Annotated in this window: 22 protein-coding genes; 6 read left to right on the top strand and 16 right to left on the bottom strand. The window is 49.9% G+C overall.

Going from position 1 to position 20,801, the window contains the following annotated elements; translation table 11 throughout:
* Positions 1-5: 5 nt before the first annotated feature.
* Positions 6-1,892 (bottom strand): site-specific DNA-methyltransferase, encoded by a 1,887-nt coding sequence (locus tag QHL1GM_RS16820; RefSeq protein ID WP_071695495.1) that lies wholly within the window; start codon positions 1,890-1,892, stop codon positions 6-8.
* A 361-nt stretch (positions 1,893-2,253) separates the two neighbouring features.
* On the opposite strand from QHL1GM_RS16820, the gene QHL1GM_RS16815 reads away from it, so the two are divergent.
* Complete coding sequence (locus QHL1GM_RS16815) at positions 2,254-2,772, top strand: cupin (RefSeq protein ID WP_071695494.1); 519 nt, start codon at positions 2,254-2,256, stop codon at positions 2,770-2,772.
* Positions 2,773-2,854: 82 nt separating this feature from the next.
* On the opposite strand, the gene QHL1GM_RS16810 is transcribed toward QHL1GM_RS16815, so the two are convergent.
* The 3 genes from QHL1GM_RS16810 to QHL1GM_RS16800 all read right to left on the bottom strand — a co-directional run bounded on the left by QHL1GM_RS16810 (position 2,855) and on the right by QHL1GM_RS16800 (position 5,800).
* Complete coding sequence (locus QHL1GM_RS16810) at positions 2,855-3,793, bottom strand: nucleotidyl transferase AbiEii/AbiGii toxin family protein (protein WP_071695493.1); 939 nt, start codon at positions 3,791-3,793, stop codon at positions 2,855-2,857.
* The gene (locus QHL1GM_RS16805; protein ID WP_071695492.1) at positions 3,777-4,595 is read right to left on the bottom strand and encodes a type IV toxin-antitoxin system AbiEi family antitoxin domain-containing protein; all 819 of its coding nucleotides are present in this window, start codon (positions 4,593-4,595) and stop codon (positions 3,777-3,779) included. Before QHL1GM_RS16805 ends, QHL1GM_RS16810 begins: the two co-directional genes overlap by 17 nt.
* A gap of 51 nt (positions 4,596-4,646) precedes the next feature.
* Positions 4,647-5,800 (bottom strand): IS3 family transposase gene (locus QHL1GM_RS16800; protein ID WP_139245614.1). Its coding sequence is split into 2 segments (ribosomal slippage): positions 4,647-5,557 and positions 5,557-5,800, totalling 1,155 coding nucleotides; the frame shifts between segments, so codons are not numbered across the junction.
* Positions 5,801-5,874: 74 nt separating this feature from the next.
* Here QHL1GM_RS16800 and QHL1GM_RS16790 point away from each other — a divergent pair.
* The gene (locus tag QHL1GM_RS16790) at positions 5,875-6,756 is read left to right on the top strand and encodes a DUF3732 domain-containing protein (protein ID WP_071695491.1); all 882 of its coding nucleotides are present in this window, start codon (positions 5,875-5,877) and stop codon (positions 6,754-6,756) included.
* A gap of 365 nt (positions 6,757-7,121) precedes the next feature.
* Here QHL1GM_RS16790 and QHL1GM_RS16785 read toward each other — a convergent pair whose 3' ends face one another.
* The 5 genes from QHL1GM_RS16785 to QHL1GM_RS19940 form a co-directional block, all read right to left on the bottom strand.
* Positions 7,122-7,553, bottom strand: coding sequence for a DUF6641 family protein (locus QHL1GM_RS16785; protein ID WP_071695490.1), 432 nt, complete (start codon positions 7,551-7,553; stop codon positions 7,122-7,124).
* A 77-nt stretch (positions 7,554-7,630) separates the two neighbouring features.
* Entirely contained in the window at positions 7,631-8,431 is an 801-nt protein-coding gene (locus tag QHL1GM_RS16780) for a hypothetical protein (protein WP_217648551.1), read from the bottom strand.
* Positions 8,373-9,107 (bottom strand): GNAT family N-acetyltransferase, encoded by a 735-nt coding sequence (locus tag QHL1GM_RS16775; RefSeq protein ID WP_175540395.1) that lies wholly within the window; start codon positions 9,105-9,107, stop codon positions 8,373-8,375. Before QHL1GM_RS16775 ends, QHL1GM_RS16780 begins: the two co-directional genes overlap by 59 nt.
* Before the next feature lie 394 nt (positions 9,108-9,501).
* On the bottom strand, positions 9,502-9,816 hold the full coding sequence (locus tag QHL1GM_RS16770) for a hypothetical protein (protein ID WP_071695488.1): 315 nt from the start codon (positions 9,814-9,816) through the stop codon (positions 9,502-9,504).
* Between the two features lie 107 nt (positions 9,817-9,923).
* Positions 9,924-10,220, bottom strand: coding sequence for a DUF6626 family protein (locus QHL1GM_RS19940; protein WP_071695487.1), 297 nt, complete (start codon positions 10,218-10,220; stop codon positions 9,924-9,926).
* Between the two features lie 92 nt (positions 10,221-10,312).
* Here QHL1GM_RS19940 and QHL1GM_RS16760 point away from each other — a divergent pair, with 92 nt between their 5' ends.
* Together QHL1GM_RS16760 and QHL1GM_RS16755 are read left to right on the top strand one after the other, a co-directional pair.
* Positions 10,313-10,777: a hypothetical protein gene (locus tag QHL1GM_RS16760; protein ID WP_071695486.1), complete on the top strand. Its 465-nt coding sequence runs from the start codon at positions 10,313-10,315 to the stop codon at positions 10,775-10,777.
* Between the two features lie 288 nt (positions 10,778-11,065).
* On the top strand, positions 11,066-11,635 hold the full coding sequence (locus tag QHL1GM_RS16755) for a site-specific integrase (RefSeq protein WP_071695485.1): 570 nt from the start codon (positions 11,066-11,068) through the stop codon (positions 11,633-11,635).
* 2 nt (positions 11,636-11,637) lie between these two features.
* Here the strand turns inward: QHL1GM_RS16755 and QHL1GM_RS16750 are convergent, their stop codons facing one another.
* From QHL1GM_RS16750 to guaB, 4 genes are all read right to left on the bottom strand, one after another.
* Positions 11,638-12,024 (bottom strand): hypothetical protein, encoded by a 387-nt coding sequence (locus QHL1GM_RS16750; RefSeq protein ID WP_071695484.1) that lies wholly within the window; start codon positions 12,022-12,024, stop codon positions 11,638-11,640.
* A gap of 12 nt (positions 12,025-12,036) precedes the next feature.
* On the bottom strand, positions 12,037-13,275 hold the full coding sequence (locus QHL1GM_RS16745) for a tyrosine-type recombinase/integrase (RefSeq protein ID WP_071695483.1): 1,239 nt from the start codon (positions 13,273-13,275) through the stop codon (positions 12,037-12,039).
* Between the two features lie 162 nt (positions 13,276-13,437).
* Positions 13,438-15,015: a glutamine-hydrolyzing GMP synthase gene (guaA, locus tag QHL1GM_RS16740; protein WP_071695482.1), complete on the bottom strand. Its 1,578-nt coding sequence runs from the start codon at positions 15,013-15,015 to the stop codon at positions 13,438-13,440.
* Positions 15,016-15,112: 97 nt separating this feature from the next.
* Positions 15,113-16,582: an IMP dehydrogenase gene (gene guaB, locus QHL1GM_RS16735; protein ID WP_071695481.1), complete on the bottom strand. Its 1,470-nt coding sequence runs from the start codon at positions 16,580-16,582 to the stop codon at positions 15,113-15,115.
* A gap of 171 nt (positions 16,583-16,753) precedes the next feature.
* Here guaB and QHL1GM_RS16730 point away from each other — a divergent pair, with 171 nt between their 5' ends.
* Together QHL1GM_RS16730 and xseA are read left to right on the top strand one after the other, a co-directional pair.
* A complete protein-coding gene (locus tag QHL1GM_RS16730) occupies positions 16,754-17,344 on the top strand; it encodes a DsbA family protein (protein ID WP_071696031.1) in 591 nt (196 codons plus the stop codon).
* Between the two features lie 4 nt (positions 17,345-17,348).
* Positions 17,349-18,689 carry an exodeoxyribonuclease VII large subunit gene (gene xseA, locus QHL1GM_RS16725; RefSeq protein ID WP_071695480.1) on the top strand — a complete coding sequence of 447 codons (1,341 nt, stop codon included), beginning with the start codon at positions 17,349-17,351 and terminating at the stop codon, positions 18,687-18,689.
* Between the two features lie 47 nt (positions 18,690-18,736).
* On the opposite strand, the gene QHL1GM_RS19430 is transcribed toward xseA, so the two are convergent.
* The 3 genes from QHL1GM_RS19430 to QHL1GM_RS16715 all read right to left on the bottom strand — a co-directional run bounded on the left by QHL1GM_RS19430 (position 18,737) and on the right by QHL1GM_RS16715 (position 20,798).
* Positions 18,737-18,880 (bottom strand): hypothetical protein, encoded by a 144-nt coding sequence (locus tag QHL1GM_RS19430; RefSeq protein ID WP_175540394.1) that lies wholly within the window; start codon positions 18,878-18,880, stop codon positions 18,737-18,739.
* Positions 18,881-19,236: 356 nt separating this feature from the next.
* Entirely contained in the window at positions 19,237-20,364 is a 1,128-nt protein-coding gene (locus QHL1GM_RS16720; protein ID WP_071695479.1) for a DUF3618 domain-containing protein, read from the bottom strand.
* Positions 20,361-20,798 carry a phage holin family protein gene (locus QHL1GM_RS16715; RefSeq protein ID WP_071695478.1) on the bottom strand — a complete coding sequence of 146 codons (438 nt, stop codon included), beginning with the start codon at positions 20,796-20,798 and terminating at the stop codon, positions 20,361-20,363. The genes QHL1GM_RS16720 and QHL1GM_RS16715 overlap by 4 nt, the downstream gene beginning before the upstream one ends.
* Positions 20,799-20,801: the final 3 nt, after the last annotated feature.

Raw genomic sequence — 20,801 nt, 5'->3', positions numbered from 1 at the left:
AACGTCTATAAGCTGCGCAAATTTTTAATGCCAGACTGCTGCAGAATGGCTGACATATTCAACTTGGCAACATCATCGGCAAAAGCCTCATCAAGAAAGACACAGGTGACCTCGGCGGCTGATGCGTGCTCTTGGTACCACTGAACGATTCCCGAAGCCAACGCTTCTACATCGGAAGTTGGAATTGAACGTGCGAAGCAAGCTATTAATGTGCCACCACTAATAGAATAAACATGATGGTCAGCAATAGTGCGAGACTCGATAGGTACACAAATATCGTGTCCTAATTTTAATAACAATTCACAAAGGATATCTTCTTCACTACGCTCATCGACCAGATGATTGACGTTCTCTAGAAGAGATTGCTCTAGATTGGCAGGCTGGGGATTCCAAGCACGTACATTAGAAGTGCTCAAGCCGAGAACACGAAAGCCAAGATCGCCGGCATATTCCGGCTGATTTTCACTGATCCGATTAATTGACCGACGAATCCGCTCAGCGGTTATTTCAGCGATATTATCCAGCTTTAGCGCTTCATCATGATTAATATTGCCTAAAGGCTCTGGGAGCTGAACACAAATGAAACGCCTGTTCCCTTGATCTTGAGCATTTGCATCAAGAACAGCATGTGCCGTTGTGCCTGAACCAGCGAAAAAATCTAGCACAATGTGCTCTTTATCAGTGCTCGTTGCCAGATTAATCATTCGTTGCACAAGCCTAACCGGCTTGGGGTTATCAAAAATACCGCCAAGCCCTAAAGCTTTAAGATCACTATTGGCCTCATGATTGTGGCCAACTTCTTGGTATGGCCACAACGTAACGGGAGTAACCCCTTGTTTCACTTCACTTAAGAATGATTTTTTTTGAGGCGTCTGGTCACCCTTCTCGCCAAACCAGATTTCATTGGATTCATCCATCTGCCGCATTGAGGCATCATTGAACCGGCGATAGGTGCCTTTAGGGGGCGCCCATACGATCCCATTATTAAAGGTGTAAGGTTTGGTATTCGTGCCGCTTTTCGCATGGAGCGGCGTGGCCTTCCAAGGTCCCTTAAAGTGGTCATCGGGATTTTTATAGGCGCGAATCTGATCGGCATTCCGCTCTTGCCCATTAAACGTTACTAGGCTTTTATTTTTACCGTAGACCAGAATATGGTCATGATTGTCTGAAAACCACTTGGCATCGTTGGAACGTGTGTATTTTTTTTGCCATACAACGTTGGCAATGAAATTTTCCTCACCGAATATCTCGTCACTCACTTTACGAAGATTGGCTACCTCACCATCATCAATGGACATAAAAATCACGCCATCTTCGCAAAGTAAGTTACGGGCTAACTTCAGCCTTGGATAGATCATATTTAGCCAGTCTGTATGAAACCGACCGCTAGTTTCAAAATTGCTGCTTATCCTCTCCCCGCCGTCTATCTGGCCGGTCATTTTAAGATAGTTTTTAATATTATCCTGAAAGTTATCCGGATAAACGAAGTCCTTTCCCGTGTTATAAGGAGGATCGATATAGATAAGCTTTACTTTTCCGGCGTAACTCTTCTGCAGCTGTTTGAGCACTTCGAGATTGTCACCCTCGATCATCAAATTCCGGGTAGTTTCCCAATCGAGACTTTTTTCCTTGAAGGGCCGCAGCGTTCCCATGCTAGGCGTTAAGGCTAATTGACGCGCACTACGCTTACCGTGCCAGTTGAGTCCGTATTTTTCATCGGCATCAGTGATAGCGACATCGCCCACCAGTGACTTAAGTACGTCGACGTTGACGGACACGCCATTGGCGCCTTCAGTGACCAATTCAGGAAATAATGCTTTCAATTGCTCTATGTTTTGAGCGACTAGGTCGGCTGACTGGGCTTCCGAATCGGCTGCTGCTATTTTTTCCATACGTCCTTCTATCTCTATTATGTTCTTACTTTTAAAAGTTACTCGCTTGATAAAAACTCAACTCAAAAAAATCTTCCAGCTACGTAATTGGCGCCTTAAACGTTTATATCGGCTGAAAACTATCCCTGCCTTCGGTCAGCACGGCACTTCTAAAAAGCGTGACCATATCGTTGTTATTCTCCTAGGGAACGATGCGGTTTCCAAGGGTTAATTACCTTCAAGTGGGCTGCCTCAAATGGCACCGTATCGCGGGATGCAACCTGGTAGCCCTGTGACACGGAAATAGCGGCAATATGAAAAAAGCGCTGCTAGGCTCAATCTGGTATTCGCAAAATCCGCAGCTCAGAAGTAGGAGATCATTGTGCAGCTCCCACAGCCCGAAACGCTCTATTTCGACAGCGATGAAACGAACGGCTTTCCCAACTCCCCACTGCCGGTGCTGATTTACCGCCAGGTTCTCGACATCAGCGATGCAGAGAAGCGGGCCGATACTTTTGAAGCCATGTTCAAACGCCACGGCTGGCCCCCTGCATGGCGCTACCACCTATATGACTTTGACCACTTTCACTCCACTGCCCATGAATCACTGGGCATCTTCCGCGGGCAGGCCCGGGCACGGCTGGGTGGCCCTAACGGCCAGGAGTTGATGCTTTACGCAGGCGATGTGCTGGTGCTGCCAGCGGGCGTTGGGCATGCCAGCCTGGAGGCGGACGATGACTTCTGCATGGTAGGCGCTTACCCACCAGGGCAAGACCCTGAAATAGAACGCGGCGACCCAACACAGCTTGCGGAAGCACAAGCGCGGGTGGCTTCCGTGGTTTTACCCAAGAACGCACCGGTAGGTGGTTCACTAGAAACGCTGTGGGGGCAAGGCACTTAGAATGGGGCCAAACGCTTCCCATCTTCGCTGGTGAATATCTCTATTTGCTGATCATTCATGAGTTCAGCAGGGGTGCCATTGTTCACGTATCAGATGCTATCCGTGCCAGGACCTGTTCAAGTTGATGGCGATCCGCCTGGCGCTTGGCCTTTGAGCGACGAGCAAGATTTTGCAACTTTCGTCCTACCCCCGGCAATGCTGCTGCCCCCTCAAGATTGATCAATTCAAAATCAGGCTGCTCATCTTCGACGGACCATAGAAAGTCACATGACGGCTTATCCAGCTTTCCGGATATCCATAGCAGTAACCGTGCTCTGTTCTCCAGCAGTTGCGCCGCCGTCACTGGCTTGGCGGTCATTCCCTTGAAATGAGCATCGAAGATCGCCTCAAAATCCATCGGTTCACGGGGAGCCAGAAGTTCCCAGGCCGGTTTGGGGCTACACGTCAGATACACCAGAAAGGTTCGCCACAATGTCGCATCGGCGCGTTCATCTTCCAGCAGCAAGCCTATGTCGAACAGATCCCTGGGATGTTGACGAGACAAGGCCGCCGCCAATTTCCCAGCGTAGAGATCGGCAAAATCGAGCACCTGTGTTGAAGCAAAGCCGAAGGCCTGTTCGACTTCCGGTTGGACCACCATCGTTCGAACCGGGTGTACTGTGCCTCGCATCACCGGGGTTGTTTCGATCTGCACACGTGCACGGCCGCGGCTGCAAATCAATCGCGTGATGCCCCCAGTGTTCGCGCCACCCGATGTCTGCACCTGTAATTGCAAAGGGCGGGCACGTAGTGTCTCCGCCAACTGCTCCAATGCCGCTGAAATTGCCGCTACACCTGTCTCAAAGTCCTGCACAGGCAGCCAGGTCAGGTCGATATCCACTGATAGCCTGGGGAGATCATGCTCAAACAAGTTGATGGCGGTTCCACCCTTCAGTGCAAACCGGGTTTCTTTTGCCAGCACCGGCAGAATATCTACCAGCAACTGCACCCGGTCGCTGTAGCGTTTATCCCAACTGCTCATCAAGATCTCCCGGTAGGACAATTTGATACTTGGAATGCAAACGGCCCCCAGGAACCAGCGATCGCTTGCCACGACCGAGATTCACACCCTTGACCGATAGGTGCGAAAACCAAGCGTGCCCATGACGTTCGGCCAGCGCCAGAAACAGGCGCTTAGCCTTGATGCTGTGGCAATGGCGCAACAACATTTCAAGCCGCTGTGGACGCAGGGTGGCCATGCCCTGCATCAATGCATCTACCTCGTAGACCCCACCAGCATCCGACGCCTGATCACACAACTCCAGCATGGCCCGCTCCGGGGTCGAACACACCAGCACCCCGCTCTGCACAGCTTCACGCCGTTCCAGAGCTTGGTCCAACAACGCCTGATCCGTTGTCTCATCAGTAAATGGAATAACTGGCAGATCAAAGGGCCCTTTGCCGCAGTGTTCGATACGCTCCACCAACGGCAACTTGTACACCCACCCCGGCATACGATCCGGCCCATAGAGTGTGACCACTGCGGCTTCGCCCAGCCGAAGGTAGTGCTCATATCCCAGCCAAGCCAAAGCAAAGCGCCCGCCTACATGCAGGGACAATCCCTCCGTCCGTTGCAGCGTGCTCACCACTCCTTCCCACTCAAGGGAGCCTCCTTTTCGCATGTATACGCCACGCGCCGGGGAGACCAGCCAACCACTAGCGACATAGCGGGCCAACAAGCTACTGTAATAGCCATGCGCTCTTAACCACCGGCTGGAAACGACGCCGGTATCGCTTAGCCCAGTCAGCAGGCGGTTTAATTTACTCTCATTTTGATCACTCATAGTGATTAAAATACACTTTTTATAAACTAATACTGAATCGCCCCGGATATTCTAGACACCCGTTAGGCTCTTAAAGTAACGCCTTTCATACTCAACCGGTGACAAGTTATCACTTGTGCCGTGTCGGCGCTTTGGGTTGTAGAACATTTCAATGTAATTGAACACGTCGCGTCTAGCCGCTTCCCGTGTCGAATAAATCTGTCGCTTGATCCGCTCTCGCTTGAGGAGTTGAAAGAAGCTTTCAGCAACGGCGTTGTCATGACAGTTACCACGTCGGCTCATGCTGCCCACCAGGTGATTAGCTTTCAAAAAGCTTTGCCAGTCTCCACTGCTAAACTGGCTTCCTTGATCCGAATGCACCATCACAGTTCCTTGTGGCTTGCGTCGCCAAACTGCCGACAATAAAGCATCCAGCACTAACTCCGTGGTCATACGTGACTTCATCGACCAGCCAACCACTTGACGAGAAAACAGGTCGATAACCACCGCTAAGTAAAGCCAGCCTTCGTACGTTCGGATGTACGTAATATCCGTCACCCAAGCCATATTTGGCGCTGTTACTTCAAACTGACGGTCTAAATGGTTGGGTGATACGATGGCCGGCTTTCCACCGCCATAGCAGCCAGGGCGTCGTCGATAGCCGGTCTGAGAGCGTAAACCTTCTCTACGCATCAGGCGGGCCACTCGGTGCTTACCGCAGGCTTCGCCAGCCTCACGCAAATCCTGGTAGACCTTGCGATATCCATAAACACCGCCGCTTTCAAGCCACGCATGCTTGATCAATCCCAAGAGGCGCTGATCAACCCGGTCTCGATTAGACAGTGCTTTTTTGCACCATGCGTAGTAGCCGCTAGGGTGCACGGCCATCATGCGGCACAAGCGACGTACCGGATATTGGCCCGCATGCTTTTGAATAAACGCGTACCTCAGTCGGACTCCCTGGCGAAGTACGCGGTGGCCTTTTTTAATATATCTCGCTCTTCTGACACACGTTTTAGTTCAGCCTTCAAACGACGGTTTTCAGCTTGGAGATCATCATCTTCTTGCCGTTGTTCTACCGGCTTATCGTAGCGTTTGATCCAGTGGTACAAGCTGTGGCCTGACACGCCTAAACGCTCAGCGACCTCGGCAACTCGATGGCCACGCTCTACCACCTGTTTAACGGCTTCGATTTTGAATTCTTCAGTGTAACGGGGACGGCTCATGGATCCTCCTAGATACCTTTAGTATAAGGCCTAGAGGTGTCTACGAAACCTGGGGCGATTCAGTGGGTCAGAGTATGGCCGAACAAATTCAAAACTCTCTAAATCTAGTCTCAAGCGAAGTTCTTGCGTTCGACGGAGTAGGCCATCGCCTCGATAGTCACTGTGAACACATAGAAAGTTTAATTAGTTGCAAATATGAGCGTCTAAACGAACTTGAATCCCAGCTTAGTGGACTTGTTCGGCTTGAGGAAGCAGCAGATGATAACAGACCACTTTTTCATGATAGGGCGAGGGTTATTGGGCGAATTGATCAGTTCCTTGAGACAACAGCAAAAGACTTCCAGACCAATCTGGCAGACTCTACATCACTTGTATCTAGGATTGAGGAACTCAGAGACCAGGTTGATCCTCAAGCGCGCAGAGAGCGCCTCCGTGATGCGGAAAACATGGTGAGTTCTTTCGCAACTGAGATGCTCGCCGACCTTCCTACTGAGCTACCTGCAACAGACTCACGAGTCGTGTTCTCCTCTACGCCGGGCCTTTCTATTGTCGAACCTTCTCGACGAGCAGTTCTCACGATGGCTGAGATCGGTTCCGACCAAAACTACCTAGCAATCCATCTAGCACTTGCCTTTTCACTTCAGAAACTTTTTGAAACAGTCAAAGCCCCCGTCCCTGGTCTTCTAGTCATTGATCAAATCAGCCGTCCTTATTATCCCAAAGGTGGCGACGAAAAAAGGCTACAAGAAATGGAGAAAGATGACGATCAGTTGGCTATGCAACAGATTGTTCGGTTTTTATTTGAAGAAACTGCCCGCCAAGCTGGGTTACAAGTTATCCTTATTGAGCATGCCTACATCGAGAATGACCCGGAGTATGTTGCGGCGGTTAAGGGACGGTGGACGAAGGCATCGGGGGTGAAGCTTATTCCTTCTGACTGGCCACTGCGGAGCTAACAGATTGACGAAAACGCAACTATGTAAATAGTTGCGAACCGATTAGCCAGGAGAACTGTGTAACTCGACCCTTCTAATTCGCCAAAAACCCACCTTTCGGCGGGTTTTTGCGGACAGAGCTAGCAAGTAAAACTCACTCCCACTCCATAGCAACTCTAAAATAATAGCGTTTTATTTCAGTGGGTTAAAAACTTCTCAATAATAGCGTGTAACTTTTGTGCATCTAGGCGAAATCTATACAATGCCAACGGACGCTGTAAAATCAATCAGTTACGCAAAATCGTTACACGCTTTGCAACTGCTCAAAGCGAACCCTAAGCGTTAAGCAGCAGCAAGACATCGACAAGTCGTGTTAACACGAACAACTAGCGCTTAGCTTTAGGCACGCTCCTCGCGTATGTAGCCTGTTTTTCCACAATCTCATCGAGTTCGCCTGCAAGTACAGCCTCTTTTATTTTTTGCAAAGTCGGTTCCACTTCCTCGACGTTAGCAAGTTCAATAGCCTGCTTTCCTTTGGCAAACTCTAACGGCTTGCTTCCATAACGAACCGTTAGTAGAACACTGCCGCCTGCCCCATGAGTCCACCAACGCTTAACACGCTTAGCATACTCAACTTTCCTTTGCGTGCCATCCTCGTCTGTCACCCACTTCGTTTTAGTAGGTGCAAACCCAGCGTCAGTTGCGAGAGAAATTTGCTCGTCAATTTTGTCAACTAGCTTGTTCCTACGATTAACAACCGGATTATTTGCGGACTGCGGAGTGTGCTGGACAAGCTTGAGCGAATCAAAAATAGACATAAAAATAGCCTCCTGTTCTTTATAACTACAATGTAGCTTCAGACTCAGAAGGCTGTCATCCGAAAAATAGAATCCAACTATTCAATTTTCAGAAACGCCGCAAGCTCATTGGATTTCACTTCATCAAACTCTTTGGCATTATCTTTATTACCACTGCATTTTAAAGTATTGATAGCCCGCCCAACCACACCCAATTTAACTTGAAGCTTTGTCTGTAAGCGGCAGTCAGAACCCTTTTTCTCAATACTACGTGACGTAACTAAACGCGGCAAAGAAACCAAATCTGCACCCAAGTCACTGCCTGCTTCAAAGCTTATGTCTCTATCAAACCAAATTCGAAGATGTGCGTCATAGTGCAAAATTTCTTGCAGTATCTCCAGCGCATCCTCACACAAGCTTTCACTCTTGTCGTAGAACTTCTTCGCTATCGAGTGCTTGCCTTTGTTACTGTAGCCTTCAGCACGGTTGAATTGAAACGTGGCTTGCTTTAGCTTTTCTTCGTAGCATCTAAGTTCATCAGGTATTTCTTTGAGTTCTTTACGCAGCTCAAGTTGCTCTTGCCACTCTGCTTCTATCTGTTCGAACTCGTCTTCACTAAGCCAAGTTTGCAGTTGACGGTTTTGCACGTTTTTTCCACGCCTAAGCTGCTCTGCCATACTCTCGAGCTTGGCGAGCTTTCGTTGCTCGTTCGCACTAAGATTATCCCGCTTAGCTCCGCTTATTTCTGATGAAGCATTGAGCCTTTCTCGCCAAGTAGACGACGGTTTTTTCTGATTGTCGTACCATTCACTCATAACAACACCAAAATCAAAAAGTGCTTCAGTGCATCTTGGACTCAAGTCTATTTCTAAGCGTTGCAGTAAAAGAAAGTGCTTCATCTTTAGTTATTCTAAAATAAAGATTTTCGCTATCTTCAGAAATCACTTTTGCCCCGCTCTTAAGGTGATAACTTACAACTTTCTCATTTTCTTTATTAACTTCAAACTCGCTTTTCGAAAACCCAAGGTTATTAAAGGCAAACTCGTATACAAAGATAGCAGTTTCCATTGCTGCGAATCTTGTTTTATTCGAATCTAATATCCAACTTCCCCATTCAAAGCTGTCATCTCTGAAGTTATACAGCCTAACTGTACCGCATCGCTTATTATTTTCGATATTTTTAATGATAAAATAAAAAGATGAACGCACAAGCTGATTTTCTTTTATATAGTTATTGATATACGAACGCTGCTGCTCTGGCTCGCTACTGACTTTTGAGATGTATTTACTATACGAAATATCAGTTCTCAATGAATATACGTATGATGAGTCGCCTTCTGTAACCTCTCGCACTTCGATTGTGTAAAGATTAGGGTAGTTGCCATAACGGGTGGCTAGATTTCGCCGGACTTCCGGAGAATTAATTTTCTCTAGAGTTGACAAAATCTCTCTATCAGCATTTACATTAAAAGCTATAGCTGCGCTCAATATATTATCATTTAATTTCGCAATCTCCAGTAATTCATCTTTATTCGTAAGAGGATTGTTTGCTTTACGGAAAATCTCGTGCGTCATCTTAAAGTTCTTTACATCTATCATTGCTTCTTCATCCTTTAGCCAAAAACTATAATTTATTTTGCGGAAAAGAAAACCTAATATTAAACTCTTCCACTTTAATGAAAGACACCTTCACGACTATAATAATTAAATACACCATAACTTCATTAAGCTTCTACCTCTTACGCTACGCTTAATTATAAGAACTTAGCAGATAGTTTTCTGGGTTATAGTTATTATTATACAGATTTTACCGAGCCTTGGAAAGCACGTTTTTTTACGTCTGATAGTTCAAGGATAGTGCCATGAGTATTTTTAATACGTATAACTATACCAGTCAGCCGTTCTGCCAACTGTAAAGACATAGCGCATAAAACCGTTCACTTTTTAATGGTTTTTAGGCGGGACTTTATTAATTGCGTTGGTTTGATAACGGTGGCTGAGGACGAATTGGTTGCGTGCTTCTTCTCTCCTTATCGTTTGATATTGAATTTGGTGGCTGCTTTATTGGCGGTTGCTTAACGATTTTTCTTTGTGGAATTGCTATTTTTTGTTTTTTTGTCACCACCTTCGGCTTTGTTAGCTTCTTCGCCATTGCCACGACACTTTGACTTGTACCCATGAGAAGCTGAAGCGCAGCTAATTTTGTCTCTGCGTCTTCTTTATCAAGCTGATTTCTAATCACCAGTAATGATTTCTGTATAGCATCTATTGTTTCTTTACTCATTAATAGTCCTTTTAAGAATGGAGTGAGTCAAAATCACCACCTCGAATCTGTAAGTACTTCCCTATGAGATTTGGTATCCAGTTTTATTCTATCTTACAGAACCAATTTCAAGAGCTAGCCCATATTGACTTGCTCTGCACATTAATCTCTTTATGGCAACGTTCACTCAACTCATAAAATTTATTTGAAATTTCCTTGTGCTCATCTATTTGTGACATCACGTTTGCATAGTGCTGGAGCTTACTAGCACATATGGCTAATACGTCCAGGCTGGGTTTCACACGCTTAAAACGCAGAGTCCGCATGTAACACTCGCTTCTACATAGCCAATCCCTACTGAACTCACTCTCACTCCTCACAGCACCAAGCTGGCGTAAAAGCTCATAAACCTCATTGATTACCATATTATTAAAGCACTGCCTCCTTGTTGATAAATAACATTACGCAAAGCTTGCTCTCTGTGTATTTAGCTCAGCGTATTAGGAGTATAAAAAACGTGCATTATTTGGAAAAAACTAAAATTGATGGAGCAACGTGGGTACGACAGCAAAATTTTTGGCTATTTGGCACTGCAACATTCAAAGATGGTAGTCAGACAAGCGATGAGCAAGCAATAGCTGATGCAACACATTTTTTCAATATACTGGACAGAAAGCTACTCACAAGAAGAGAACTTAGTGAAGGCATAAGATTAGAAAGGCTAGTTTTTTTGGAGCATGGTAAATTACGTGCAAACACACACATCCACTTCTTTATAAAAGGCAATCATCTGAAGCACTACAGGCAAATTTATCACAACAGCATCGATATTTGGGAATCACGAATACAAAAAGGGCATAGTATGCTTATGAAAAACAACATAAGCGCCGACGATACACGTAGTGAATACTGCTGGAAAGAGCTTACAGAGCGTGAGGGCGATGTTCTTTTAATAGAGTGTTGCTATTTAAAAAAACACTGACAGTTAATTTAGTCTAAGAAAGGCGATGCCTATAGTTGACTTACGACTGCCAGCGAGACACCTAGCTACTCATTCTCATAGAGTGGCTTGTTATCGTATTGACTAAACGGCACAACAGTACAGCTAAAACACATCACATATAAAATGTAAGAAAATACATAATATCTTACATTACCACTTAAACTGTTGAAATGATTACGTCTTCAACTCAGCCAAAAGGACTTGTCCAATTAAAACATCAGAAAATACACTACTTGCACGAAAACATTAGATTTTGGGGACAAAGCAATGGCGCAGGCAAAGACACTCAGCAAAGCAGAACTCAAGCGCGTACTCCAGCACGTGGATGCTTGCGAACGCTACAGCGAGCGAAACAGAGCAATGCTGCTGCTTACGCACTGGTGCGGTATGCGCATTGGAGAGGTTGCGAGCTTACGCGTGAGCGATGTCGTCAGCGAGGACGGCGACATACGTTCAGAGATACGCCTGACAGCGTCCCAGACGAAAGGCAAGCGCACGCGCGTCGTATACGTTCCATCCCGCATGCGCAAGGAGCTACTGCGGTATCTACAGCGCTCAACGACGCGCTGTAGCAGCGTTTACCTATTCAACACGCAAAAGAGCCAGCGGTTCACTGCGAATACTGCTACGCAGCTCCTACAGCGCTTGTACGCACGCGCGGGCATCGAGGGCGCTACTAGTCACAGCGGACGGCGCACGTTCATTACGGAGCTAGCTGGCAAGGGTGTAAGCGTTAGGGTACTTGCTGAGCTGGCAGGACACCAGAGCATACAAACCACTCAACGCTATATTGATGTTAACGATAACATGCTGAGGAAGGCTATTGAGTCAATATAATATCAGAGCTTTTTAATTATATCATAGCCACCTTGGAGAAATGCTACATGGCAGCCTTCAATATTACTCCACTTCTCTTCTTCATTGCCACCTTCATAAAGCTCTTCTAGTAGTTCGTCTTCTTTTCGCTCGCTTAAATCACCTTCAATATACCACCAAACTTGTATATCGCCGGTTATGCTGACAATATCATACTTGTAGTCATTGAGGTTTAGTTCTTCGTCATCGTCCGGAAGGGCGTTCGAGCTCGGAAAGACAATAGTGATTTCAGCACCGCCAGTATTTTCTTCCCTCCTGGCAACAACTTTTTCCCCGCCCACAATTCTTTCATATGAGTCATAGAATATTAGTCCACCAGTACAGGACTCACGAATCAAATACTTTTGCATTTTTATTATCTCTTAAATCGTTACAATAGTGCCATCTTCATTTCGGCGATAGTCTGCTAACGCGTTTGTCAAGCGAATTTCATCGTTCAGATGATAGTATGTTTTCTCTATTTGAGCAACACTAGTACCACACATGTCGGCAATCTGCCTGAAGCTCAACCCACTCATAATTCGCTGCGTTATCATAAAATGACGAAGACTGTAGGGAACCAGGTTTCTGTTCTCTTTGTCTTCAATCTCTGCCAATTCTACAATCTTATGAAAGTGGTAGAGCAGTGCACGCTTACTTATCTCGTTTTCTCCATCAACACTAAACACTAGGGAATTAGTTGACAATGGCTTTGCAATCTTCTTCAACCTTTCAAAGTACTGCCCACCTCGGCAATATATAATTCTGCTGGTTCTAACTTTACTAGTCTCTGCACGAACTCTGATTTTCGCCAGCTTTTTTTCTATGCCTTGGCTTTTTACAATATCGATTTCAACATCATTCCATCTAAGCTGACGTTGCTCACCAACCCTCAATCCGCTATTTGCGGCAATCAAAATATAGTGCCTTACAAGCTGTCGCATAATCAGTTCATCAGCATCGATTTTCTTATTGGACTTGGCGCAGTATGCTCTCATCACCTTAACAAGCTTATCGTATTCTTCGCTTGTAAAAGTCGCCCTTCTCACAGCCTCGTTATTCCCGTCTACTTTGGGGAGCTTTGGAAAATCAAACGAGTCTATGTGTGTATCATGCTGCTTGAATAGATAGCGCATGCAGCCATTGATAGTGCTTTGCTCGTTTTTAAGCGTAACCTGCTTTACATTACCCTTAGACGCTTTCATTCTATGATGGAAGTATCCTTCACAATCAGTCCGCGATAGTTCTTTAAGCCTAGTTTCTTTACCTATGAAGTCTAGCCAGTGCTGGAGATGCGTTTTAATAGTCACGAACCTGCCACTTACTATCAACTTGCTCTCTACGTCTTTCTGGCGCTGGGCAAGATACTTGCTTACGCCACCTTTAGTGGTTAGGGAAAAGTATGTCTTGCCCATTCTTTGATTAGCATACAACTCTAAGTAGAGCTCTTTCCCCTTCTCCATAGCAGTCGATTGGCTGCGAGTACGCAAGCTTTTCCTAGCATACTTTTTCTCATTCTCCAGCCACATGCGAAAATGCCAGTATTCGCCTCGCTTATATATTATGGCTTCGTCAAAAATCTTTATTTCGTCTTCTGAAAAGTTCTTCTTCTTTATAGTCATTGCCAAGTCTCGAAGTACTACTGTCCGCAGTAGTCACAGTTCTGTGCGACATTTTGTGCAACGCTATAAAAAAAACGCAAGGAAATCAATGAGTGAATTCCTTGCGCGCCACTTTTGTGCAACTTTTAAATTCAATTAAATCAATGGCTTACTATATAATAACTACTCCCACTCAATAGTAGCAGGCGGCTTGCTGGAGACATCATAAGTAACCCGCGAAACCCCTTCCAACTCATTGATAATCCGGTTGGAAACCTTCTCCAGCAGCTCATAGGGAAGGTGCGCCCAGCGGGCGGTCATGAAGTCGATGGTTTCTACCGCGCGTAGCGCGATGACCCATTCATAGCGGCGGCCGTCGCCTACTACGCCTACGGATTTCACCGGCAGGAACACGGCGAATGCCTGGCTGGTTTTTTCGTACCAGCCAGAGGCGCGTAGCTCTTCAATGAAGATGGCGTCGGCATCGCGGAGGATGTCGGCGTAGTCCTTCTTCACTTCGCCCAGAATACGCACGCCCAGGCCGGGGCCGGGGAACGGGTGGCGGTAGACCATATCGTAGGGCAAGCCGAGTTCCAGGCCGAGTTTGCGCACTTCGTCCTTGAACAGTTCGCGCAGCGGCTCGACCAGCTTGAGCTTCATGGTTTCCGGCAGGCCACCTACGTTGTGGTGGGATTTGATCACGTGCGCTTTGCCGGTCTTGGAGGCGGCGGATTCGATCACGTCCGGGTAGATGGTGCCCTGGGCCAGGAACTCGACGCCGTCGATTTTGCTGGCTTCGTCATCGAATACGTCGATGAAGGTGTTACCGATGATTTTGCGTTTGGCTTCCGGGTCTTTCTCTCCCTTCAGCTTGCCGAGGAACAGGTCTTCGGCATCTACGCGGATCACCTTCACACCCATGTGCTTGGCGAAGGTTTCCATTACCTGGTCGCCTTCCGCTTTACGCAGCAGGCCGTTGTCAACGAAGACGCAAGTCAGCTGGGTGCCAATCGCTTTGTGCAGCAACGCAGCAACCACAGAGGAATCCACACCGCCGGAAAGGCCGAGCAGGACGTGACGGTCGCCCACTTGCTCGCGTACGCGCTGAACCTGGTCTTCGATGATTTGTGCGGGCGTCCAGAGTTTTTCGGCTTTACAGATATCCAGCACGAAGTGCTCGAGAATGCGCTGGCCCTGCAGGGTGTGGGTGACTTCCGGGTGGAACTGAACGCCGTAAAACTGCTTCTCTTCCCAGGCCATGGCGGCAATCGGGCAGCTCGGTGTGGAAGCGGTCACGGTGAATTCGGCGGGCGCTTCGGCCACCTTGTCGCCGTGGCTCATCCATACGTCCAGCAGGGCCTTGCCGCTTTTAGCATCCACATGGTCTTTGATGTCTTTGAACAGCGCGTTATCTTCGTCGATCTGAATCTGCGCGTAGCCGAATTCACGCTGGTTGGAGCCCTCTACCTTACCGCCCAACTGCTCGGCCATGGTTTGCATGCCGTAGCAGATACCAAACACCGGCAGGCCCATTTCAAACACACACTGGGGCGCACGCGGGGAGTCCAGTTCCGTCACGGATTCCGGGCCACCGGCCATGATAATGCCGTTGGGGTTGTACTCGCGGATCTCTTCTTCGGTGATATCAAACGCGCGGACTTCGGAATAAACGCCGATCTCGCGTACGCGGCGGGCGATCAGTTGGGTGTACTGCGAGCCGAAGTCGAGAATCAAAATCTTATGGGCGTGAATGTCACTCATGGCGGGGTCTCGGTTAAGCGGTGTGGGTGCCGCTGGTAAGGCCAAAAAGCAAGCGGCGAGCTGTTGTGCCCGCCGCCGTTTTAACTAAATACGCTGGTTAGCTCACCCGATAGTTGGGAGCTTCTTTAGTGATCTGCACGTTGTGGACGTGGGATTCGTTAAAGCCAGCGCCGGTAATTTGTACAAACTCCGGCTTGGTGCGCATTTCCTGAATATCGCGGCAGCCGGTGTAGCCCATGGAAGCGCGCAGCCCGCCCATCAGCTGGTGGACGATAGCGCCCATCATGCCTTTATAGGGAACGCGGCCTTCAATGCCTTCCGGCACCAGCTTCTCAGCGCCTTCGCTCTTATCCTGGAAGTAGCGGTCGGCGCTGCCCTGGTTTTGCGACATGGCGCCCATGGAGCCCATGCCCCGGTAGGCTTTGTAGGTACGGCCCTGGTAAAGCTCGACTTCGCCCGGCGCTTCTTCGGTACCTGCCAGCAGGCCACCGACCATCACGGCACTGGCGCCAGCGGCAATCGCCTTGGCCAAATCACCAGAGTAGCGAATGCCACCGTCGGCAATCAGCGGAATGTCGTACTCTTTGAGCGCTTCGGCCACGTTGGAAACCGCAGTAATTTGCGGTACGCCAACGCCGGCTACAATACGCGTGGTACAGATCGAGCCAGGGCCGATACCGACTTTAACGGCATCCGCACCCGCTTCGGCCAGCGCCCGGGCAGCACCGGCGGTGGCGATGTTGCCGCCAATCACCTGAATGTTGGGGAAGTTTTCTTTGATCCAGCGAACGCGGTCGAGAACGCCCTGAGAGTGACCGTGAGCGGTATCGACAATGATCACGTCCACGCCTGCTTCAGCTAGCGCCGCGACGCGGTCCGGGGTTTCCGGGCCGGTACCTACCGCCGCGCCGACTAACAAACGGCCGTCGCTGTCTTTGGCGGCCATCGGGTAGGTGCGGGCTTTTTCGATATCCTGGAAGGTGACCAGACCGCGCAGATGGAACTCGTCATCCACAATCAGCATTTTCTCGATGCGGTGTTCGCGCATCTTGGCTTTGCTGGTTTCTAAATCGGTGCCTTCTTTAACGGTAATCAGCCGCTCGCGGGGAGTCATGATCGCTTCAACGCTGTCACCGTGGTTAGGCTGGAAGCGCATGTCGCGTTCAGTCACGATACCCACCAGGGTCTCGCCTTCTACCACGGGGAAACCGGAGAAGCCGTATTCACGGGCCATGGCGAGCAGGTCTTCGAGCTTGGCTTTAGGGCTAACGGTGACCGGGTCTTTGACGATCACGCTCTCGTGTTTTTTGACCTTGCGCACCTCAGCGGCTTGCTGGGTCATGGCCATGCTCTTATGGATGATGCCGATGCCGCCTTCCTGGGCCATCGCAATCGCTAGACGCGCTTCGGTAACGGTGTCCATCGCAGCAGAAAGTAGCGGAATGTTGAGCGAAAGAGTGCGAGTCAGGCGGGTTTTGAGGCTGACATCCTTGGGAAGGACATCGGAGAAGCCGGGAACGAGGAGTACGTCATCGAACGTTAGTGCTTCTTGGGCCATACGTAGCATAGCGGCAACACCCTGATTGAGAGGAAGTGGGGCGTGAAAGGTTAATCGCCTATTATAGCGTTTTGAGGGCCATCCCAGCAATGCAGTCACGCTGTTGTGCTTATACCAAATGCTAATGACGTTTAATGATAGGCTGAGGATTAGACATTTTACGGCGTGGAGGGCGTTCGCTTGCCTCAGCAAATCATTGTATATACCGATTACGTTTGCCCCTTCTGCCTGCTGGCTGAAGAGGCCATTGCCCAGGCGACCAAGGGCCTAGACGTCGAAATCCGCTGGCGACCCTTTGAGCTGCGCCCAGCCCCGGTGCCCACTCTGAAAGTGGAAGACCCTTATTTGCCTAAAATATGGCGTGAAGCGGTTTATCCCATGGCGGAAAAGCTCGGTGTGCCGATTAAGCTGCCCAATGTTTCTCCCCAGCCGCGTACCGATAAAGCCTTTGAAGTATTCGCCATGGCCGAAGAGCAGGGCTTGGGCCACGCCTACTCCATGGCAGCTTTAAAAGCGTTTTTCCAGCAGGAGCGCGATATTGGCGACCCAGAGGTGTTGGCGGATATTGGCGAGTCGGTGGGTCTGGAGCGCCAGGCGGTACTCGATGCGCTGGCCCAGGGCAGCTACCGCGAGCAGCATCAGGCAGCCCAGCGGCATGCGGTAGAAGAGGCGATGATTCAGTCGGTGCCTACCTTGGTCATCGATGGCGAAGTGATTCAGGGCGTACCCGACCCTGCAGCCCTCAAACGTTTTCTAATCGAGCGGGCTTAACCTTATGGCCTCCCCCACTCCTCAAACGCTTTCTGTCAGCCAACTTAACCAGCGCGCCAAGCAAACCCTTGAGCGCGATATGGGCGAAGTGTGGGTGGAGGGCGAACTCTCTAACGTTTCCCGCCCGGCCTCTGGGCATGTTTATTTCACGTTGAAGGATGACCGTGCGCAGATTCGCTGTGCGCTGTTTCGTCAGCGGGCGCGGTTTGTCTCCGCCCCTATGCGCGATGGCGATCAGGTCAAGCTGCGCGGGCGGGTGTCGCTGTTCGAACCCCGCGGCGATTACCAGCTAATTGCCGACGCCGTTCAAGCGGCGGGCCTGGGTGAACTGTTGGCAGCGTTTGAGCGCTTAAAAGCGCAGTTAGAGGGCGAAGGCGTGTTTGCCAACGCCCGGCCGCTACCCTTCCCGCCCCGCAAGCTGTTGATTTTGAGCTCCGCCACCGGGGCAGCGATTCGCGATGTGCTGGCGGTGTTGGAAGCCCGCTGGCCACTGGCGGATGTGACGCTGATTCCCGTGCCCGTTCAAGGCGCCGAGGCGGCATCTGCGATGATATCGGCGCTGGCGTTGCTCAACCGTCAGGCACGACTAGACCCGGAGCGCGATGTGATTTTGATCACCCGCGGCGGCGGTAGCCTGGAAGACCTCTGGGCGTTTAATAATGAACACTTGGCTCGGGCGATTTTTCACTCCCGGCTACCGGTGATGTCGGCAGTGGGTCATGAGGTGGATTTTACCCTGGCGGATTTTGCCGCGGATATGCGCGCGCCTACGCCTTCTGCTGCCGCCGAGCGCTTGGTACCCGACCAAAACACGCTCAAGCGCCAGCTTGAGCATCAACACAGCCGCATGCAGCGGTCCATGCAGGCGCGCCTTGAGCGCGACAGCCAGCGGCTGGATACCCTGCGTGCCAAGCTGCGCCACCCCGGCGAACAGCTCAACCGCCAGCGCCAGCACTTAACCGCTCTCGACCAACGCTTGAATCGCGCCATGCAGCACACCCTCACCCAGCAAAAAGCCCAGGTGGCGCAGCTGAACAGGCGTTTAGCCAGCCAGGATATGGGGCGGTTGCATCGTACGGAAAGTGAACGCGTGAGCCAGTTACAGCGTCGCTTGGCTTCTGCCATGCAACGCCAGCTAGAGAGCCGACAGGCACGCTTGAAAGCCGCAGCGCGGGAGCTCAATGCGGTCAGCCCGCTGGCGGTTTTAGGGCGGGGCTATGCGATTGCTCAGGATGAGCAGGGTCAGGTGATTCGCCGCGCGGAAGATACCCAGCCAGGTCAGAAGCTCAAGCTGCAATTAGGCGAAGGTAGGCTGAGTGTGGAAGTGAAAAGGCGCTACAAGTAGTAGCGCCTTATCTGTTTAGACCAAGTCTAAGCAATGTTGCATAACCATTATTTCTTGGAATCTTTGCCTGACTTTTTATCGTCATCGGACTCTGGGTTCACATGATGGGTATCCGGCATCGGGTTGGCATCGTCGTGGTGATCGTCACGATCTTTAGGGGCTTTCTTGTCTTTATCAGGAACTTGAGTCATCGCTTCTTCCTTTCAGTAGGTGGTCTTGATTTCTTCAATCCCGTGGCGCAACGGCCACTTGGATTCCCTGAATAGCGCAGTGAGCGTGAGAGCGAGTGAATGCACACCACTCGTTCTTTAAGCTGCCTTTACTGTAGCCCTTCTCTTGCTATTTTCAATCCACCACAGTCGCTTACAAAAACAGTAGAATTTCAATAAAAGCCAATAAAAACATTTAGTTGAAGGGCAAACATTAGGTGTGAAGAGGTATATTAGCAATAACAATACCGCCAATGGTCTGCCGCTATGAGCTTGGTATTTCTCAGTTTAATAGGCCAATAAAACAGTGGCCGCACTTGGGCGGCCACTGTGCATTGCTAAGGCGTGCGGTTAGTGCCCGACCCTTGTGTGTTGCCAGAGGGGGTACTCGAACCCGTTAACCCTGGGCTATGCCTTTCAGGGCTATTTTTCTCAGAATCGGGCTGCTTCGCCCCTGTACCTTCAGCAAAAGGAGTGGGTGAGCCCTTAAGCCCCGTCTCCCTATCCTGCGGCGTGTTTACATTAGTGCCGCTGACACTACTGTCGGCTGTCTGCGTGTCTTTACCCTTCTGCGATTCGTCCTTGTACGACTCGGCTTTTTCGTGAATAGAGTGCTGAGCTTTATCCATTTGCTCTTGCCCTGTTTCAGCGGCTTTATGGAGAACGCGGTCACGATACTCGCCCATATACTCGTCTTCTTTCTTGGTGGCGGGGAAAATACCGCCTAAAGCGGCGCCAAGCGCAAACCCCAGCGCGCCGACTACCAGCGGGTGCTCCTGAATAAAATCGGAGGCCTGGCTCTCTGCCTGGCGAGCGCGATGTCCCATATTGTGCAGGCTGTCGTGAGCGCCATGCTGCAGGTGAGATGTGGAATCTCGCATATTATCCCCCAGGTGGTGAGCCTTATCGCCCCACTGCTGCGCCGTTTGCTTGGCTTTCTGGCCCAGGTGTTGAGCTGAGTCTTTGGCTTTATGGGACATCTCGCTCATACGGCCTTGGCCATCGCTTGAGTGCTCATTTCCACCGGCCATGCCAGCTGGCTGTGCATGCATAGCGGCATTGGGGTGGGTGCCCTCATGAACAGGAATACCCGTCGAACCGTGGGTATTACTGGTGTTCGATGAATACTGCCCACCGGTGTAAAAACGCTGGTCAGTATCAGAAGCGTACTGATGCTGGCCTCGATTAGGCTGACGCTGTGACAGCATCATCCAGCCCAATCCCGCCGTGGTAACCAGAAACGGCAGTGGGTTTTGCTTAATAGTGGTGCCCAAATTAGCCATAAACTCGTTGGCACCGCCATGGCGCAGATACTCGTAGGATGTATTCAGCAGCTGCTGGGGGGAGAAGCGCTCTTCGATCTCGTTCAGCGTGGAATCGAGGCGCTCGCGCGACTGATGGATATCCTTCTCAATCTCTTCGGAATTGCGCTGTTTATCATGGTCAGTCTTATCATGGTCCGTCATTTCAACTCCTCCTTGATGTTGTGCTGATGCTTCTGCGCAACCGCCTTGTCACTTTGCAGACTATTCATCGTGCGATTAGGCATCAGGTTGCGTGCCTGCAGTTTCTTTTGGCCCGCTTTGAGCATAACGATGCCGATAACCGTCACCACACCACCGACAATCAATGCCGACAGCCAAGGCGTGGTCTCGGGCGGAAGCACTTCATTAAGCAGAAAAACCATCGCGGCGAGCAGAGTTAAAAACCCGCCTAACAGCACCGCACCGGCAATGGCGATCGAAGCGATGCCCGCCATGGCCTCGTGGGTTTTTTCTGACATCTCTGTCTTGGCGAGCTCAGCTTCGTTACGCACCAGTGAGCTAATTTCTTGCATCACTGTTGAAAGTAGCGACCCGACCGATGAGCTTTGCGACGTAGGTTTGTTTTCCGAATCCATTAT

It is taken from the genome of Halomonas sp. QHL1 (genome assembly GCF_001882345.1).
GTDB lineage: Bacteria > Pseudomonadota > Gammaproteobacteria > Pseudomonadales > Halomonadaceae > Vreelandella.
Note: the sequence above shows the minus strand (reverse complement) of the source record. Positions and strands in the feature narration are given on the sequence as shown.

Excerpts from the sequence above, each read along its gene's own strand:
- QHL1GM_RS16785 (WP_071695490.1), bottom strand. The coding sequence starts at position 7,553 with ATGTCTATTTTTGATTCGCTCAAGCTTGTCCAGCACACTCCGCAGTCC.
- QHL1GM_RS16770 (WP_071695488.1), bottom strand. The coding sequence starts at position 9,816 with ATGAGTAAAGAAACAATAGATGCTATACAGAAATCATTACTGGTGATT.
- QHL1GM_RS16790 (WP_071695491.1), top strand. The coding sequence starts at position 5,875 with ATGGCCGAACAAATTCAAAACTCTCTAAATCTAGTCTCAAGCGAAGTT.
- QHL1GM_RS16775 (WP_175540395.1), bottom strand. The coding sequence starts at position 9,107 with ATGACGCACGAGATTTTCCGTAAAGCAAACAATCCTCTTACGAATAAA.
- guaA (WP_071695482.1), bottom strand. The coding sequence starts at position 15,015 with ATGAGTGACATTCACGCCCATAAGATTTTGATTCTCGACTTCGGCTCG.
- QHL1GM_RS16720 (WP_071695479.1), bottom strand. The coding sequence starts at position 20,364 with ATGACGGACCATGATAAGACTGACCATGATAAACAGCGCAATTCCGAA.
- QHL1GM_RS16750 (WP_071695484.1), bottom strand. The coding sequence starts at position 12,024 with ATGCAAAAGTATTTGATTCGTGAGTCCTGTACTGGTGGACTAATATTC.
- QHL1GM_RS16820 (WP_071695495.1), bottom strand. The coding sequence starts at position 1,892 with ATGGAAAAAATAGCAGCAGCCGATTCGGAAGCCCAGTCAGCCGACCTA.
- QHL1GM_RS16810 (WP_071695493.1), bottom strand. The coding sequence starts at position 3,793 with ATGAGCAGTTGGGATAAACGCTACAGCGACCGGGTGCAGTTGCTGGTA.
- QHL1GM_RS16805 (WP_071695492.1), bottom strand. The coding sequence starts at position 4,595 with ATGAGTGATCAAAATGAGAGTAAATTAAACCGCCTGCTGACTGGGCTA.
- QHL1GM_RS19940 (WP_071695487.1), bottom strand. The coding sequence starts at position 10,220 with ATGGTAATCAATGAGGTTTATGAGCTTTTACGCCAGCTTGGTGCTGTG.
- guaB (WP_071695481.1), bottom strand. The coding sequence starts at position 16,582 with ATGCTACGTATGGCCCAAGAAGCACTAACGTTCGATGACGTACTCCTC.
- QHL1GM_RS16745 (WP_071695483.1), bottom strand. The coding sequence starts at position 13,275 with ATGACTATAAAGAAGAAGAACTTTTCAGAAGACGAAATAAAGATTTTT.
- QHL1GM_RS19430 (WP_175540394.1), bottom strand. The coding sequence starts at position 18,880 with ATGACTCAAGTTCCTGATAAAGACAAGAAAGCCCCTAAAGATCGTGAC.
- QHL1GM_RS16755 (WP_071695485.1), top strand. The coding sequence starts at position 11,066 with ATGGCGCAGGCAAAGACACTCAGCAAAGCAGAACTCAAGCGCGTACTC.
- QHL1GM_RS16780 (WP_217648551.1), bottom strand. The coding sequence starts at position 8,431 with ATGAAGCACTTTCTTTTACTGCAACGCTTAGAAATAGACTTGAGTCCA.
- xseA (WP_071695480.1), top strand. The coding sequence starts at position 17,349 with ATGGCCTCCCCCACTCCTCAAACGCTTTCTGTCAGCCAACTTAACCAG.
- QHL1GM_RS16715 (WP_071695478.1), bottom strand. The coding sequence starts at position 20,798 with ATGGATTCGGAAAACAAACCTACGTCGCAAAGCTCATCGGTCGGGTCG.